This is a genomic window from Streptomyces sp. NPDC031554, assembly GCF_055580685.1.
Window position 1 is genome coordinate 406965 of sequence record NZ_JBVIKX010000003.1, and the last position, 14877, is coordinate 421841.

The 14877-nt window shown below is 71.0% G+C and carries 11 protein-coding genes; 4 read left to right on the forward strand and 7 right to left on the reverse strand.

Annotated elements, in window-relative coordinates; all coding sequences use genetic code 11:
* Window positions 1-169: 169 nt before the first annotated feature.
* The 4 genes from ACZ5FU_RS10475 to aspS all read right to left on the reverse strand — a co-directional run bounded on the left by ACZ5FU_RS10475 (window position 170) and on the right by aspS (window position 5069).
* Window positions 170-1513, reverse strand: a complete 1344-nt coding sequence (locus tag ACZ5FU_RS10475; protein ID WP_451530428.1) for a pectate lyase family protein — start codon at window positions 1511-1513, stop codon at window positions 170-172.
* Between the two features lie 131 nt (window positions 1514-1644).
* A complete protein-coding gene (locus tag ACZ5FU_RS10480) occupies window positions 1645-2079 on the reverse strand; it encodes a hypothetical protein (protein ID WP_451530429.1) in 435 nt (144 codons plus the stop codon).
* 166 nt (window positions 2080-2245) lie between these two features.
* Window positions 2246-3151: an intradiol ring-cleavage dioxygenase gene (locus ACZ5FU_RS10485; RefSeq protein WP_451530430.1), complete on the reverse strand. Its 906-nt coding sequence runs from the start codon at window positions 3149-3151 to the stop codon at window positions 2246-2248.
* A 154-nt stretch (window positions 3152-3305) separates the two neighbouring features.
* Window positions 3306-5069 (reverse strand): aspartate--tRNA ligase, encoded by a 1764-nt coding sequence (gene aspS, locus ACZ5FU_RS10490; protein ID WP_451530431.1) that lies wholly within the window; start codon window positions 5067-5069, stop codon window positions 3306-3308.
* Between the two features lie 144 nt (window positions 5070-5213).
* Between aspS and ACZ5FU_RS10495 the strand changes: the two genes are divergently transcribed.
* Complete coding sequence (locus ACZ5FU_RS10495; RefSeq protein ID WP_451530432.1) at window positions 5214-7436, forward strand: ATP-binding SpoIIE family protein phosphatase; 2223 nt, start codon at window positions 5214-5216, stop codon at window positions 7434-7436.
* Here ACZ5FU_RS10495 and ACZ5FU_RS10500 read toward each other — a convergent pair.
* Window positions 7331-8452 carry an AI-2E family transporter gene (locus ACZ5FU_RS10500; RefSeq protein ID WP_451530438.1) on the reverse strand — a complete coding sequence of 374 codons (1122 nt, stop codon included), beginning with the start codon at window positions 8450-8452 and terminating at the stop codon, window positions 7331-7333. The genes ACZ5FU_RS10495 and ACZ5FU_RS10500 overlap by 106 nt on opposite strands.
* 190 nt (window positions 8453-8642) lie before the next feature.
* On the opposite strand from ACZ5FU_RS10500, the gene ACZ5FU_RS10505 reads away from it, so the two are divergent.
* Window positions 8643-9614 (forward strand): BRO-N domain-containing protein, encoded by a 972-nt coding sequence (locus ACZ5FU_RS10505; RefSeq protein WP_469045213.1) that lies wholly within the window; start codon window positions 8643-8645, stop codon window positions 9612-9614.
* Window positions 9615-9692: 78 nt separating this feature from the next.
* On the opposite strand, the gene ACZ5FU_RS10510 is transcribed toward ACZ5FU_RS10505, so the two are convergent.
* Window positions 9693-10670 carry a pirin family protein gene (locus ACZ5FU_RS10510; protein ID WP_451530434.1) on the reverse strand — a complete coding sequence of 326 codons (978 nt, stop codon included), beginning with the start codon at window positions 10668-10670 and terminating at the stop codon, window positions 9693-9695.
* Between the two features lie 225 nt (window positions 10671-10895).
* Complete coding sequence (locus ACZ5FU_RS10515) at window positions 10896-11372, reverse strand: SseB family protein (RefSeq protein WP_451530435.1); 477 nt, start codon at window positions 11370-11372, stop codon at window positions 10896-10898.
* 177 nt (window positions 11373-11549) lie between these two features.
* On the opposite strand from ACZ5FU_RS10515, the gene ACZ5FU_RS10520 reads away from it, so the two are divergent.
* Together ACZ5FU_RS10520 and ACZ5FU_RS10525 are read left to right on the forward strand one after the other, a co-directional pair.
* Window positions 11550-13376, forward strand: coding sequence for an acyl-CoA dehydrogenase (locus tag ACZ5FU_RS10520; protein WP_451530436.1), 1827 nt, complete (start codon window positions 11550-11552; stop codon window positions 13374-13376).
* A 176-nt stretch (window positions 13377-13552) separates the two neighbouring features.
* The gene (locus ACZ5FU_RS10525) at window positions 13553-14851 is read left to right on the forward strand and encodes a M18 family aminopeptidase (protein WP_451530437.1); all 1299 of its coding nucleotides are present in this window, start codon (window positions 13553-13555) and stop codon (window positions 14849-14851) included.
* The last annotated feature ends 26 nt before the right edge of the window (window positions 14852-14877 follow it).

Consider the following 14877-nt stretch of genomic DNA (forward strand, 5'->3'; position numbering starts at 1 on the left):
CGGACGGCCGGCGCGCGGCCCGCACGAGTACGCCGCGCGGGCCGCGCAGGGGTACGGCCCGCACGGGCCGCGCAGGGGTACGGCCCGCACGGGTACTCCCGTGCGGGCCGCGTGGGTACGCGAGGGCCGGGGGCTCGTGGTCTCCCGGCCCTCGCGCGTCTCGGGTGCCCTACTTGAGCACGCCCGCACCCGTCGTCGTGGCCAGCGACGTCGGCAGACCGGAGGCCGAGGTCTCCAGGCCCGAGGTCAGGGTCGGGGTCCAGTTGACCGTGGTCTTCAGGTCCTTGGAGGAGGCGGCGTTGTAGGCGGCGACGAGGTCGGTCACCGTGCCGTTGACCTGGTTGCCGGAGCCCTTGATCGAGCCGGTGCCGTCGCTGCTGAGGAGCTTGGCGGCCTTCGCGCCGGACGGGAGCTTCCAGTAGTTGTTCTCGGCGACGACCTGGGCCTTGGCGCGCGAGTTGATGCTGTACTGCGGCGCGTAACCGTTGAGGGTCGTGACGTCGTAGTAGTTGTTGTAGATGTGGATCTGGCCGATGCGGGCCAGGGGGGCGCGCTGCATGATGCCCTTCCACACGTTGTGGTGGAGGGAGACGCGCAGCTTGCCGACGCTGTCGGTGTCGCTGCTGCCGATCAGCATCGTCTTGTCGTGGTTGGTGAACTGGTTGCGCGAGACGGTCACCAGGTCGGAGCCCTTGGTGATGTCGAGGGCGCCGTCGTGGATCTGGTACTCGCGGCCGAAGTACTTCGGGTTGGCGCTGTCGAAGTGCGGCGCGTCGGTGAACGTGTTGTGGTCCGCCCACACGTGGGTCGCCCCGCGCAGGGTGACCGAGTCGTAGTTGGAGTTCCAGTTGCCGTCGTCGCCGTCGGTCGGGTCCCACTGCGGGAAGCAGTCCTCGGTGGCGGCGAAGGTCAGGTTGCGGACGATGACGTTGTCCACGTTCTGCACCTGGAGCATCGCCCCGGTCAGACCCGCGTTCGTGCCGGGGACGCCCACGATCGTCGTGTTGGCCGGCACCTTGAAGGTGACGTTGAGCGCCTGCTTCTTCTGGGCGGCGGCGCGGGCGCTCTCCTGGGTGCCGGAGGGCAGCTTGGAGCGGCCGTAGGTGGCCGGGTCGTAGGCCTTGAGGTAGGCCGACAGCGAGTAGCCGGTGCCGGACGCGTAGTCGGCGCAGGTCAGCTTCTTGCCGGAGTCATTGGTGTTGGCGTCGATGGTGCCGCTGACCTTGATGATCCGGGGCGTGGTGTCGGTCGCGGAACCGAGCGCCTTCACGAGCTGGGCGCGGGTGGAGACGGTGAAGGTGTGGGCGGCGTCGGCCTTCGTACCACCGGTGGTGCCCGTACCCGACGACGCCCAGCCGTCCTTGGCGGCCAGCGTCTGGTGGTACAGGTCGGCGGTCCCGGCGTTGGCGTTCATCACGACGACACCGGCGCCGACGCCCGCGGCCACGACGGCGGCGCAGAGCCCGAGGGTGCGACGCGAGCGGAGGGACCGGCGGTGGGAGGGAGCAGCCACGGGGGATCCTTACGGGGGAGGAGCGGGGTTACGTCCTGTCAGTGGTCGCCGCCGCGGAAAGGGTTGCCGCGCGGCGAGAAATTTTTCTCCGCCCGCCCGAACCGTCCCCCGGAGCCGCCCTCCGCCCGTGTTCAGCTCACCGCTGGTGGCACCGGGGCCGGGGCCGGAACCGGAACCGGAGTCGTCCTCCCGTCCGGCTTTCCGTCCAGTTCCGCCCGTGCCCTGTGCAGGTGGTCCAGTCCCTGCCGCGCCGTCCGCGTCACCTCCGTGTACTCCGCCGCCGTACGGGCCCGCGCCAGCAGCGTCCGGGCCACGCGGTGGCACTCCGCCGCGCCGGTCAGCGCCCGGGCCGTGTCCTCACCGGCTCCCGCCCAGGCCCGCGCGTCCGGCGGACCCAGGCCCGCGCCGAGGCGGACGAGCCACTGGTTGGCCTCCGCCTCCGCGTCCAGACCGGACGGGGGGCGGGGCCGCCGCGAACGGCGCCGGGCGGCCGTCCCGGAGACCACGCCGACCGCGGCGACCGCGCCGACGAGCAGCGCCACCGACCACACGACCATGAACCCCATGCCTGCGTTCCTCCCTCACCACCGCACCCGTCTGCGCCTCCCCATGAGACGCCGCCCCGCTGTGGACGGGCCCCGGGGTTCCTGTGGGGCGCCGGTGAGGTCCCCCCCGGAGGGGACCCGGCCCCGCCGCCGCCCGGGCACGGCGGCGGGCCGGGACAGGGGTTCGTCAGGTCGCCGACGGCGACGCCGGGGCGCTCGGCGGGGGTCCGCCCTGGCCGTCCTCCGTCGCCTCCGGGTCCACGCCCACCGTCAGGGACGCGTGGACGCCCTCGGCGATGTTCCTCTTGGCGTAGCGCAGCTTCAGCAGGCCTCCCTGGGCACCGCTCTGGTCGTAGATCGTGTCCTCGGTGAGGGTCGTGCGCTCGGTGGTGTTGCTCGCGTACGGCTCCTCGGCCGCCGCGGCCAGGACGGACTCCTCGTCGAAGAAGAACTGGCCGGTGTGGCAGGTGTGGCCGCCCTCGTAACCGGCGTCGGTCCACTCGCCGTCCACATGGACCTTGGTGTGGATGTGGACGCAACGGCCCCGGTACCAGCCGGGGAAGACGGTCCGGAACGTCACCCGGCCCTGCCGGTCGGTCCGCCAGGTGCCGCGCAGGTACCGCGTGTCGTCGGTGGGCTCCTGGTGGCCGCCGCCGGGAGGCGCACCGGTGGGGGCGCCGGTCGGGGCGCCGGTGGGCGGCTCGCCGGTGGGGGCGGGGCCGCCACCGCCGCTGCCCTGGTCCTCGTAGCCCGAGTAGACGCCCACCGCGTCGCAGTGCCAGATGTCGACGGCGGCGTCGCGGACCGGCGCGCAGGTCTCGGAGTCGATGACCTTGAGGCTGAGCAGGAGGGGGATGCCCTCGCGGTCCTCGGTGACGTCCCGGCGGATCTTGTCGGCGTCGATGTAGTAGGGGCCCTCGACGGTCTCCGAGGTGAGCCGGTAGCAGTCCTGCGCATCGGTCCCGGTCTGCGCGTCGGACCCGGCGGCCGGGCTCGTGGACCCTGTCATGCCGCCCACGGCGAAGGCGCTGCCGCCCAGGCCCGCCGCCGCGAGGGCGCCGGCCCCGACCGCCACGGCCGTGCGGCGGGTCATGTCCCGTTCACTGAGTGGTTTCTGATGTCCCGTCATGGGCCCGGGAACCTAGGACGGAAACCTGTCAGGAGCATGGGTGGGGGCTGTCAGCCACCGGAGAAGACGGAAGTGGCCCGGAACCGACGTCGGTTCCGGGCCACTTGCGTCACACCGTCTACTTGGGCTGCGGCTTGCGCACCGTCAGGTGCAGCTCACGCAGCCGGGTCTCCTCCAGCTCCGTCGGCGCGCCCATCATCAGGTCCTGGGCGTTGCCGTTGAGCGGGAAGGCGATCGTCTCGCGGATGTTCGGCTCGTCCGCGAGCAGCATGACGATGCGGTCGACACCGGGGGCGATGCCGCCGTGCGGCGGGGCGCCGAAGCGGAAGGCGCGCAGCATGCCGGCGAACTTCTCCTCGACGGTCTCGCGGTCGTAGCCGGCGATCTCGAAGGCCTTGAGCATGATCTCGGGCTCGTGGTTGCGGATCGCGCCGGAGGACAGCTCGACGCCGTTGCAGACGATGTCGTACTGCCAGCCCAGGATGTCCAGCGGGTCCTGGCTCTCCAGGGCCTCCAGACCACCCTGCGGCATCGAGAAGGGGTTGTGCGAGAAGTCGATCGCGCCGGTGTCCTCGTCCTTCTCGTACATCGGGAAGTCGACGATCCAGCAGAAGCGGAAGACGTTCTCCTCGAAGTGTCCGGCGCGCTTGGCGGCCTCGACCCGCACGGCGCCCATGATCTTCGAGACCTCGTCGAACTCGCCCGCTCCGAAGAACACGGCGTGCCCGGCGGCCAGGGAGAGCCGCTTGGTCAGCTCGGCCACGTCGTCCTCGGTGAGGAACTTCGCGATCGGGCCGGTCAGCGAGCCGTCCTCCGCCACGCGCACCCAGGCCAGGCCCTTGGCGCCCAGCGTGACGGCGTAGTCGCCGAGCTGGTCGAAGAACTTGCGGGGCTGCGCCGCCACGTCCGGCACCGGCAGGGCACGCACGTGCTTGCCGGCGAAGGCCTTGAACTCGGAGCCCTCGAAGATGTCGGTGATGTCCACCAGCTCCAGCTGGGCCCGCAGGTCCGGCTTGTCCGAGCCGTACTTCAGCATCGCCTCCCGGAACGGGATGCGCGGGAAGGGGGACGTCACGTGCCGGCCGTTGCCGAACTCCTCGAACAGCTCCGTCATGAGCTTCTCGATCGGCTGGAAGACGTCCTCCTGCTCGACGAAGGACATCTCCACGTCGAGCTGGTAGAACTCGCCCGGCGAACGGTCCGCGCGGGCGTCCTCGTCCCGGAAGCAGGGCGCGATCTGGAAGTACCGGTCGAATCCGGAGATCATCAGCAGCTGCTTGAACTGCTGCGGGGCCTGCGGCAGGGCGTAGAACTTGCCCGGGTTCAGGCGGGAGGGGACGACGAAGTCACGGGCGCCCTCGGGGGAGGTCGCGGACAGGATCGGCGTCGCCATCTCGTTGAAGCCCAGCGCCGTCATCTTGTGGCGGATCGCCGAGATGACGGCCGTGCGCAGCATGATGTTGCGGTGCATGCGCTCGCGGCGCAGGTCGAGGAAGCGGTACTCCAGGCGCCGCTCCTCGTTGACCCCGTCCTCGGCGTTGATCGTGAAGGGCAGCGGCTGGGCCGCGCCGAGCAGCTCGACCTCACCGACCTCGACCTCGACCTCGCCGGTGGGCAGGTCCGCGTTGACGTTCTCGGCGCCGCGGGAGACGACCTTGCCGTCGATGCGGACCGTCGACTCCTTGGTCAGCTTGTCGAGGGCCTCGTACGCGGGCGTGCCCGGGCGGGCGACGAGCTGCGTGATGCCGTAGTGATCGCGCAGATCGATGAAGAGGATGCCGCCCAGGTCGCGCCGATTGTGCAGCCAGCCGCTCAGCCGGACGTCGGTGCCGACGTCAGAGGCGCGGAGCTCGCCGCAGGTGTGGGACCTGTACCGATGCATCGTCGTTCATCCAGTCTTCGCGGATCGGGGGCGTGTTTCACGTGAAACAACCCCCAGGGTACCGGGCGCCCCATGATCGGCTCCCACCATTACGGGCCCGGCGATCAGTGGCATTCCCCGATCGCATGTTCTTAAAGTGGGGCAATGCGCACTGGTGAGCCCCTGCCCGCCGTGGGGGAGGTCCTGGCTTCCCTCGCGACCGGCGTGTGGCACTGGGACACCGCCACCGGGCTGGTCACGGTCGATGCCGAGGCGGCCCGGCTGCTCGGGCTGCCCGCCGAGGGAACCGTCCTCACGGAGGCCCAGACCCGGGCCCGCCTGCACCCGGTCGACTGGAACGAGATCACCGGCGTGGTCCAGCTGGCCGTCGCCGAGGGCACCCTCGCCGAAGTCCGCATCCGGATCATGGACGAACGCGGGCGGATCGTCCGGGTCGTCCGCAGCCGCTCCAAGCCGTCCTTCGACCGGGTCAAGAAGGCGTACGAGCTGATCGGCACCCTCCAGGAGGTCACCGAGCCCTCGCCGGGCACCCCGGCGGGCCGCAGCGCGGTCACCGGCGACTGGCGGCGCTCCCGCGAGGCGTTCCTGCTGGACGCGGGCCGGGCGCTGGCGGAGGCCCGGTCCACGCAAGAGGTGCTGCGGGTCGCGGCCGGTCTGTCGATGCCGGGCTTCTCACCGGACGGGCTCGCCGTGTTCGGCGTGGAAGGCGACCGCCTGACGATCATCGGGCACCGCGGGCAACGGAACGACGACGAACTCCCCTTCACCCAGATGTCGCTCCAGACGGAATACCCGGCGGCGGAGGTCGTCCGCACCGGCAAGGCCGTCTACCTCTCCTCGCCCGAGCAGTACAAGTCCCGCTACCCCCTCACCTGGCCCCTCATCGAGCAGTTCGGCCGCCACTCCTGGGCCTATCTGCCGCTGACGGTGGCCGGACGCACCATGGGCGCCTGGATGGCCGCCTTCGCCTACCCCGTCGCGTTCACCCCCGACGAGCGGTCCGTGCTCACCACCGTGGCCCGCATGCTCGCCCAGGCCCTCACCCGGGCCGGGGCCGCCGAGACCCAGCGGGAGCTGACGGACGGGCTGCAGCGCTCCATGCTGCCCAGCCTCGGTACCGAGATCCCCGGCATGACCCTCGCCGCCCGCTACATACCGACCGGCGGCGGCCTCCAGGTCGGCGGTGACTGGTACGACCTGATCCCGCTGCCCCACAAACGGTTCGCGCTGGTCATCGGGGACGTGCAGGGCCACGACGTGCGGGCGGCGAGCCTCATGGGCCAGCTCCGCATCGCCCTGCGGGCGTACGCGTCCGAGGGCCACGGCCCCGACGCCGTCCTCTCCCGCGCCTCCCGCTTCCTCTACGGCCTCACCCACACCGACGACGCCGACTCCGACGCCCACTCCGACCTGCGCTTCGCGACCTGCCTCTACATCGAGGTCGACCCCGTCAGCGGCGTCCTGACCACCGCCCGCGCCGGGCACCTGGACCCGGCGATCCGGATGGCCGACGGCACCGTCCTGATCCGCGCCACGGCCGGCGGGCTGCCCCTCGGCATCGACCCGGACGCCGACTACCCCACCAGCCGTCTCGGCCTGGAGCCCGGCGAGGCGCTCATGCTGTGCACCGACGGCCTGCTGGAGACCGGCGGGCACGACCTCGACACCGGCTGGCGGCGCGTCCGCAAGACCCTGGAGACGCACCAGGGCGGCCTGGAGGAGCTGGCGGACGCGCTGGTCCAGGCGGTGCACGGGCCGTCGTCGCACCACACCACCGGTCCGCTGGCCGACCGCCGCGAGGACGACATCGCCCTTCTGCTCGCCTGCCGCGGGGGCGGGGGGGTGGGCTGCGGCGGACCGAGCACCGCCGCACCGGCCCGGCCCGCCCTGCGGCGTTCCATGCTGACGATCGCCCAGGCCGAGCCCGAGCGGATCGCCGAGGCCCGCGGGCAACTGCGCGACCTGCTGCACGACTGGCCCAGCGAAGACCAGGTCGACTCGTCCGTCCTCCTCGTCTCCGAGATGCTCACGAACGTCCTCGTGCACACCGACGCCGACGCGCTGCTGGTGGCGGAGGTGGCCGGCGACCCCGGCGAACGCCGGATACGGATCGAGGTCACCGACACCAGCGACTCCCTGCCCCACAAGCGCCGGCCCGGCGAGCTGGCCTCGTCCGGCCGCGGCCTGGTCCTGACCGAGCTGCTCGCCGACGCGTGGGGGGTGACCCCGCGGGGCGAGGGCAAGACCATCTGGTTCGAGTTCTACGAGCCGGCGACGGGCGGTGCGGAGGGGGCGGACGGGGGCTCCGGCGGCGACGGCGCCGCGGGACCGCCCGGCGGGTCCCCCGGCGAGCCGGGACCGGCGTAACGCTGCCGCAGCTCGTACAGCACCCCGAAGGCCGCCGCCGTCAGCGGCACGGCGAGCAGCATGCCGAGGACCCCGGCGACCGACGCCCCCGCGGTGATCGTGAGCATCACCACCGCCGGATGCATCTGCACGGTCCGGCTCTGGATCATCGGCTGCAGCACGTGCCCCTCCAGCACCTGCACGGCGAGCACCACCCCGAGCGCCCACAGGGCGATGACGAACCCCCGGTCGGCGAGCGCGACCAGCACGGCGACGGCACCCGAGAGGAACGCGCCGAGATAGGGGACGTACGCGCCGACGAAGACGAGCGCCCCCAGCCCGACCGCGCCGGGCACGTCGAGGACGAGCAGCCCGACGGTGATGCACAGGGCGTCGATGAGCGCGATGAGCGAAGTCCCCCGCATGAATCCCTCGACGGCCTGGAAGGCCCGCCGCGCCATCGCCTCCAGGCCGTCCGCGGTGCCCTCCGGGGCGGCGGCCCGCAACGTCGCCACGGCCCGCCCGGAGTCCCGCAGGAAGAAGAAGACGAGCAGCAGCGCCAGTACGGCCATGGCGATGGTCTCGCCCACCACGCTCACCCCGCTGATCACTCCGGAGGCCGCCGTCCCGCCGAACTTCGTCGCCAGTTGCCGGGCGTTGGAGGCGAGGTCGTCGAGCGAGGTCCCGGCCGCCCCGAAGTGCTCGGCGACCGCGCGCGCCGCCTCCTTCAGCGAGGCGACGATCTCGTCCCCGCTGTCCACGAGCGCGGCGACGACGATGTACACGGCCCCTCCCACCACCGCCAGAACCGCCAGGCACGTGAGCCCCGCGGACACCGACCGGTTCACCCCCGCCTTGACGAGCCGCCGGTGGAACGGCCCCAGCAACGCCGTCCCCAGCAGCGCGAGCAGCACCGGCACGACGGCCGTGCGGAACTCCGCGCACAGCAGGATCCCGACGTACGCGACCCCCGAGACCAGCAGGATCACCACGCACCAGGCGGCGAGACGGCGAACGGGAGCGGGAAGCGACGACAGCACGCCCCCAGCCGACCACGCGCCCGGCGGGCTGTCCTGCGCGAACGGGCCGGACGGGTGAGCGGCCCCTCTCACCCGGTCGCGTCTCTCGACAGAGTCGATGGACCAGCGCACAAAAGAGTGAACATACCCATTTGGCACATCAATTGAACCACCGTCCTCCTACCTTCCGAGGCGGAGGTGATGCTCGATGCACGAGCAGAACGACATGCCGTCCGACGGGACGACGGCACGGAAGGAAGCGATCGACGTCGACGACTTCGTGTTCGCGGCCACGGGGGCGCGGGTACGGAGGCTGACGACACCGGACGGGGAGCACTGGTTCGTGGCGGCGGACCTGGCCACGGAACTGGGGTACGCAAATACGCGGCAGGCGCTCGACTGGCATGTCGCGCAAGATCGGCAAACCACCTTGAACGATCTTGCCCGAAGCGTCTATGGAGTAGACACCTCGAGCAAGATTGCAGGTCACGGGCTCAAAAAGTCCATGAAGATGGTGAACCTCAACGGCCTCATCGCCCTCGTCAACGGCTGCACCAAACCCGAGTGCGAGCCCTTCAAGACCTGGGTCTGCGACGTCATCACGACCATCCAGCGCGACGGCTCCTACTCCCTGGAGCCGGCCGTCGTGCAGCCCGCCCCCACCGGTGGCACGGCGTACGTCATGCCCCAGCAGGTCGCCGACGCGATCGTGCGGCTGGAGACGCGCAACATCCAGGCCGACGAGATGCTGGCGGCGACCCAGGAGCGGCACACCGAACTCCTGCGGGACATCAGCCGCAGCCGGCAGGCGATCGCCCGCAGCCAGACCGCGCTCGTGCGCAGTCAGGACCGGATCGCCGAGGCGCTCCAGGAGATCTTGCACGTCCTCGGGGGAAGCCGCCCCGACACCGCCCCGGCACCGAAGCTGACGCCTCAGCAGCTCCTCGCCTCCTGGAAGGCCGGGAACCTGGTCTTCACCGAGGACATCCACGCGGTGGCGGCCTGCCTGGCGCCCGCGCTCGTCCGGGGCGAGGCCGGCTACCGCATGGAGGAGATCGCCGCTCGCACGGGGCTGTCCACCGCTCGCGTCCACGACTGCCTGCGCACACTGCTCAAGCGCGGCTGCATGCGGCAGACGGGCTGCACCGCGGACGGGGCGCCCGTCTACGTGCTGCCGTAGGGGCGCCACCACGAAGACGGGCCCGAAGTCGCAAAGCGGTGTTGCGGCTTCGGGCCCTCTCGTACGTTAGCGGCTCCTTCAGGCCTGCGGACCGCTCTCGGACATTCCGTGCACCGCCGGGACGGTACCCAAGCGTCCCTTCTGGAAGTCCTCGAACGCCTGCTGGAGTTCCTCACGGGTGTTCATGACGAACGGGCCGTAGTGGGCCATCGGCTCGCGGATCGGCCGGCCGCCGAGGAGCACGACCTCCAGGTCCGGCGTGTGGGAGTCCTGCTTCTCGTCCGCGCGCACGGTCAGGGAGGAGCCGGCTCCGAAGACGGCCGTCTGCCCCAGGTGGACCGGGCGGCGCTCCGCGCCGACCGTGCCCCTGCCCGCCATGACGTAGGCGAGGCCGTTGAAGTCCTCGCGCCAGGGCAGGGTGATCTCCGCGCCCGGCGCCAGCGTCGCGTGGACCATGGTGATCGGGGTGTGGGTGATACCGGGCCCGGCGTGGCCGTCCAGCTCACCGGCGATGACGCGCAGCAGGGCGCCGCCGTCGGGGGAGGTGAGCAGCTGGACGCTGCCGCCGCGGATGTCCTGGTAGCGCGGGGCCATCATCTTGTCCTTGGCCGGCAGGTTCACCCACAGCTGGAGGCCGTGGAAGAGACCGCCGGACATCACCAGCGACTCCGGCGGCGCCTCGATGTGCAGGAGACCGGAACCGGCCGTCATCCACTGGGTGTCGCCGTTGGTGATGGTGCCGCCGCCGCCCTGGCTGTCCTGGTGGTCGAAGATGCCGTCGATGATGTAGGTGACGGTCTCGAAGCCGCGGTGCGGGTGCCACGGGGTGCCCTTCGGCTCGCCCGGCGCGTACTCCACCTCACCCATCTGGTCCATCATGATGAACGGGTCGAGGTGACGGTAGTTGATCCCCGCGAAGGCCCGGCGCACCGGGAAGCCCTCGCCCTCGAACCCGCCGGGCGCGGTGGTGACGGTGAGCACGGGACGCGCCACGGCGTCGGCCTGCGCGGTCACACGGGGCAGGGTCAGCGGGTTCTCGACGGTCACTGCAGGCATGTCCGTACCTCCTTGGGCGGCGTACGTCCGAGTTTAGTTGAGCGTTGAACTTTCTGCCACCCAGAACGACGAGAGCCCGGAGGACATTCCCTCCGGGCCCGGGTCGTCTGGGCGGTCGCCGTCCGCCGCCGGTCGCGGGCACCTCCGCGCCCGGCGACCGGACGGGAGGCGTCAGCCGCGCATCCGGAGCATCGCGGGTCAGCCGCGCATCCGGCGCATCGTGGCTCAGCCGTACATCCGGCGCATCGCGAAGTCGACCATCTGCTCGACGGCCTTCGCGTCGAAGACCATCCGGTGCTCGCCCTCCATGTCGAGGACGAAGCCGTAGCCGGTGGGCAGCAGGTCGAGCACCTCGGCGCCGGTGATGACGAAGTACTTCGACTCCTTGCCCGCGTACCGGCGCAGCTCCTTGAGCGTGGTGAACATCGGGATCACCGGCTGCTGGGTGTTGTGCAGGGCGAGGAAGCCGGGGTTGTCGCCGCGCGGGCAGTAGACCTTCGAGGTGGCGAAGACCTGCTGGAAGTCCTCGGCGGCCAGCTGCCCGGTGGTGAAGGCCCGCACCGCGTCCGCGAGCGAGGGCGCGGACGGCTCGGGGTACAGGGGCGGCTGCTGGCCGTACCCCCCGAGACCGCCCGGCTGTTGCTGCTGGGCGTACTGCTGCTGCGCGGCGCCACCGTCCATGGGCTGGCCGTATCCATACATGGGCGCAAGCGTACCGAGGGGGGATCCCGGCGTCCGGGGGTAGACCCTTCTCACACTTGACCGGGCGGGGTTGCGCCTTATTACCGGTGGGTAGCATCATCGGAGCTACTTGTCGGTACGTGAACTAGCGCGAGGATCAAGTGCCTCGCCGATCTCTCTCTACGGAGCGCAGTCGCCATGGGGCACTACAAGTCGAATCTCCGCGACATCGAGTTCAACCTCTTCGAAGTACTCGGGCGCGACAAGCTGTACGGCACCGGCCCCTTCGAGGAGATGGACACCGAGACCGCGAAAAGCATCCTCGAGGAGCTGACCCGCCTCTCGGAGAACGAGCTGGCCGAGTCCTTCACGGACGCCGACCGCAACCCGCCGGTCTTCGACCCCGAGACCAACACCGCGCCGGTCCCCGCGTCCTTCAAGAAGAGCTACCAGGCCTTCATGGACTCCGAGTACTGGCGCCTCGGCCTGCCCGAGGAGATCGGCGGCACCACCGCGCCGCCGTCGCTGATCTGGGCGTACGCGGAACTGATCCTCGGCGCCAACCCGGCCGTGTGGATGTACTCCTCCGGCCCGGCCTTCGCGGGCATCCTCTTCGACGAGGGCAACGAGACGCAGAAGCACATCGCGAAGTTCGCCGCCGAGAAGCAGTGGGGCTCCACGATGGTCCTCACCGAGCCGGACGCCGGCTCGGACGTGGGCGCCGGCCGCACCAAGGCCGTGCAGCAGGAGGACGGCTCCTGGCACATCGAGGGCGTGAAGCGCTTCATCACCTCCGGCGAGCACGACATGTCGGAGAACATCCTCCACTACGTGCTGGCCCGTCCCGAGGGCGCCGGCCCCGGCACCAAGGGCCTGTCCCTCTTCCTCGTCCCGAAGTACCTCTTCGACTTCGAGACCGGCGAGCTGGGCGAGCGCAACGGCGTCTACGCCACCAACGTCGAGCACAAGATGGGCCTGAAGGCCTCCAACACCTGCGAGATGACCTTCGGCGACCGGCACCCCGCCAAGGGCTGGCTGATCGGCGACAAGCACGACGGCATCCGCCAGATGTTCCGCATCATCGAGTTCGCCCGCATGATGGTCGGCACGAAGGCGATCTCCACCCTCTCCACCGGCTACCTCAACGCGCTGGAGTACGCCAAGGAGCGCGTCCAGGGTCCCGACCTGGCGAACTTCATGGACAAGGCCGCGCCCAAGGTCACCATCACCCACCACCCCGACGTGCGCCGCTCGCTGATCACGCAGAAGGCGTACGCGGAGGGCATGCGCGCCCTCGTCCTCCACACGGCCTCCGTCCAGGACGCGATCGCCGTGAAGGAGGCGAACGGCGAGGACGCGAAGGCCGAGCACGCGCTCAACGACCTGCTCCTGCCGATCGTCAAGGGCTACGGCTCCGAGAAGGGCTACGAGCAGCTCGCCCAGTCGCTCCAGACCTTCGGCGGCTCCGGGTTCCTCCAGGAGTACCCGATCGAGCAGTACATCCGCGACGCCAAGATCGACACCCTCTACGAGGGCACCACCGCGATCCAGGGCCAGGACTTCTTCTTCCGGAAGATCGTCCGCAACCAGGGCGCCGCGCTGAACTCCCTCGCCGAGGACATCAAGAAGTTCCTGGAGCTCGGCACGGGCGGCGAGGAGCTGGCGGGCGCCCGCGAGCACCTCGCCAAGGCCGCCGTCGAGCTGGAGGCCATCGTCGGCCTGATGCTGACCGACCTCGCGGCCACCGAGCAGGACGTCAAGAACATCTACAAGGTGGGCCTGAACACCACCCGCCTGCTGATGGCCTCCGGCGACGTCGTCGTCGGCTACCTGCTGCTCAGGGGCGCCGCGATCGCCGTCGAGAAGCTGGAGACGGCCTCCGCCAAGGACGTGGCCTTCTACACCGGCAAGATCGCCGCGGCGAAGTTCTTCGCGGCCAACGTCCTGCCGGGCGTCACGCTCGCCCGCAAGGTCGCGACCGGCGTCGAGCTGGACCTGATGGAGCTGGACGAGGCCGCCTTCTAGAGCCCCGGACGGAGCCCCCGCGGGCGTGCCGGCGCCCGCCGGCACGCCGTCGGCGCGCGCCGCCCGGACCGGCACCCGTCCACTTCGGCACGGTTGCCCGAACTCCACACCCTTCACACGAAGGCCCGCTCCCCATCACCGGGAGCGGGCTTTCGTACGTCGTTAAGGTGAACCCCATGAGCGAACCCTCCCGCTTCGACCGCGGCCACACCGACGACCTCATGTCCTTCCTGGCGGCGAGCCCCTCGCCGTACCACGCCGTGGCGACCGCCGCCGAACGGCTGGAGAAGGCAGGGTTCCGCCAGGTCGCCGAGACGGACGCCTGGGAAGGGACGAGCGGCGGCAAGTACGTGCTCCGCGGGGGCGCGATCGTGGCCTGGTACGTCCCCGAGGGCGCCGCGCCGCACACCCCCTTCCGGATCATCGGCGCGCACACCGACTCGCCCAACCTCCGCGTCAAGCCGCTGCCCGACACCGGCGCGCACGGCTGGCGCCAGGTCGCCGTGGAGATCTACGGCGGGCCGCTGCTCAACTCCTGGCTCGACCGCGACCTGGGCCTGGCCGGCCGCCTCACCCTGCGCGACGGCTCCACCCGCCTGGTCGACGTCGGCCGGCCGCTGCTGCGGGTGCCGCAGCTCGCCGTCCACCTCGACCGGGCGGTCAACACCGACGGCCTCAAGCTGGACAAGCAGCGCCACCTCCAGCCCGTCTGGGGCCTCGGCGGCGACGTGCGCGACGGCGATCTGATCGCCTTCCTGGCGGAGGAGTCCGGGCTGGCCGCGGGCGAGGTCACCGGCTGGGACCTGATGGTGCACCCCGTCGAGCCGTCCGCCTACCTGGGCCGCGACGAGGAACTGCTGGCCGGCCCCCGCATGGACAACCTGCTGTCCGTGCACGCCGCCACCGCGGCCCTGGCGGCCGTCGCGACGAGCGGCGCGGACCTGCCGTACATCCCGGTGCTCGCCGCCTTCGACCACGAGGAGAACGGCTCCCAGTCGGACACCGGCGCGGACGGGCCGCTGCTGGGCACGGTGCTGGAGCGTTCGGTGTTCGCGCGCGGAGGATCGTACGAGGACCGGGCGCGGGCCCTCGCGGCCACCGTCTGCCTGTCCTCGGACACCGGGCACGCGGTCCACCCCAACTACGCGGAGCGGCACGACCCCACGCACCACCCGCGCGTCAACGGCGGCCCGATCCTCAAGGTCAACGTCAACAACCGCTACGCCACGGACGGTTCGGGGCGGGCCGTCTTCGCCGCCGCCTGCGAGAAGGCGGGCGTGCCGTTCCAGTCGTTCGTCTCCAACAACTCCATGCCGTGCGGCACCACCATCGGCCCGATCACCGCGGCCCGGCACGGCATCCGCACGGTCGACATCGGCGTGGCCATCCTGTCCATGCACAGCGCACGGGAGTTGTGCGGAGCTGACGACCCGTACCTGCTGGCCAACGCGCTGACGGCGTTCCTGGAGGGCTAGCCGCCGGCCGTCAAGGAAGTGATCCC

Coding starts and splice junctions, on each gene's coding strand:
- ACZ5FU_RS10480 (WP_451530429.1), bottom strand. CDS start 2,079: ATGGGGTTCATGGTCGTGTGGTCGGTGGCGCTGCTCGTCGGCGCGGTC.
- ACZ5FU_RS10485 (WP_451530430.1), bottom strand. CDS start 3,151: ATGACCCGCCGCACGGCCGTGGCGGTCGGGGCCGGCGCCCTCGCGGCG.
- aspS (WP_451530431.1), bottom strand. CDS start 5,069: ATGCATCGGTACAGGTCCCACACCTGCGGCGAGCTCCGCGCCTCTGAC.
- ACZ5FU_RS10495 (WP_451530432.1), top strand. CDS start 5,214: ATGCGCACTGGTGAGCCCCTGCCCGCCGTGGGGGAGGTCCTGGCTTCC.
- ACZ5FU_RS10505 (WP_469045213.1), top strand. CDS start 8,643: ATGCACGAGCAGAACGACATGCCGTCCGACGGGACGACGGCACGGAAG.
- ACZ5FU_RS10510 (WP_451530434.1), bottom strand. CDS start 10,670: ATGCCTGCAGTGACCGTCGAGAACCCGCTGACCCTGCCCCGTGTGACC.
- ACZ5FU_RS10515 (WP_451530435.1), bottom strand. CDS start 11,372: ATGTATGGATACGGCCAGCCCATGGACGGTGGCGCCGCGCAGCAGCAG.
- ACZ5FU_RS10520 (WP_451530436.1), top strand. CDS start 11,550: ATGGGGCACTACAAGTCGAATCTCCGCGACATCGAGTTCAACCTCTTC.
- ACZ5FU_RS10525 (WP_451530437.1), top strand. CDS start 13,553: ATGAGCGAACCCTCCCGCTTCGACCGCGGCCACACCGACGACCTCATG.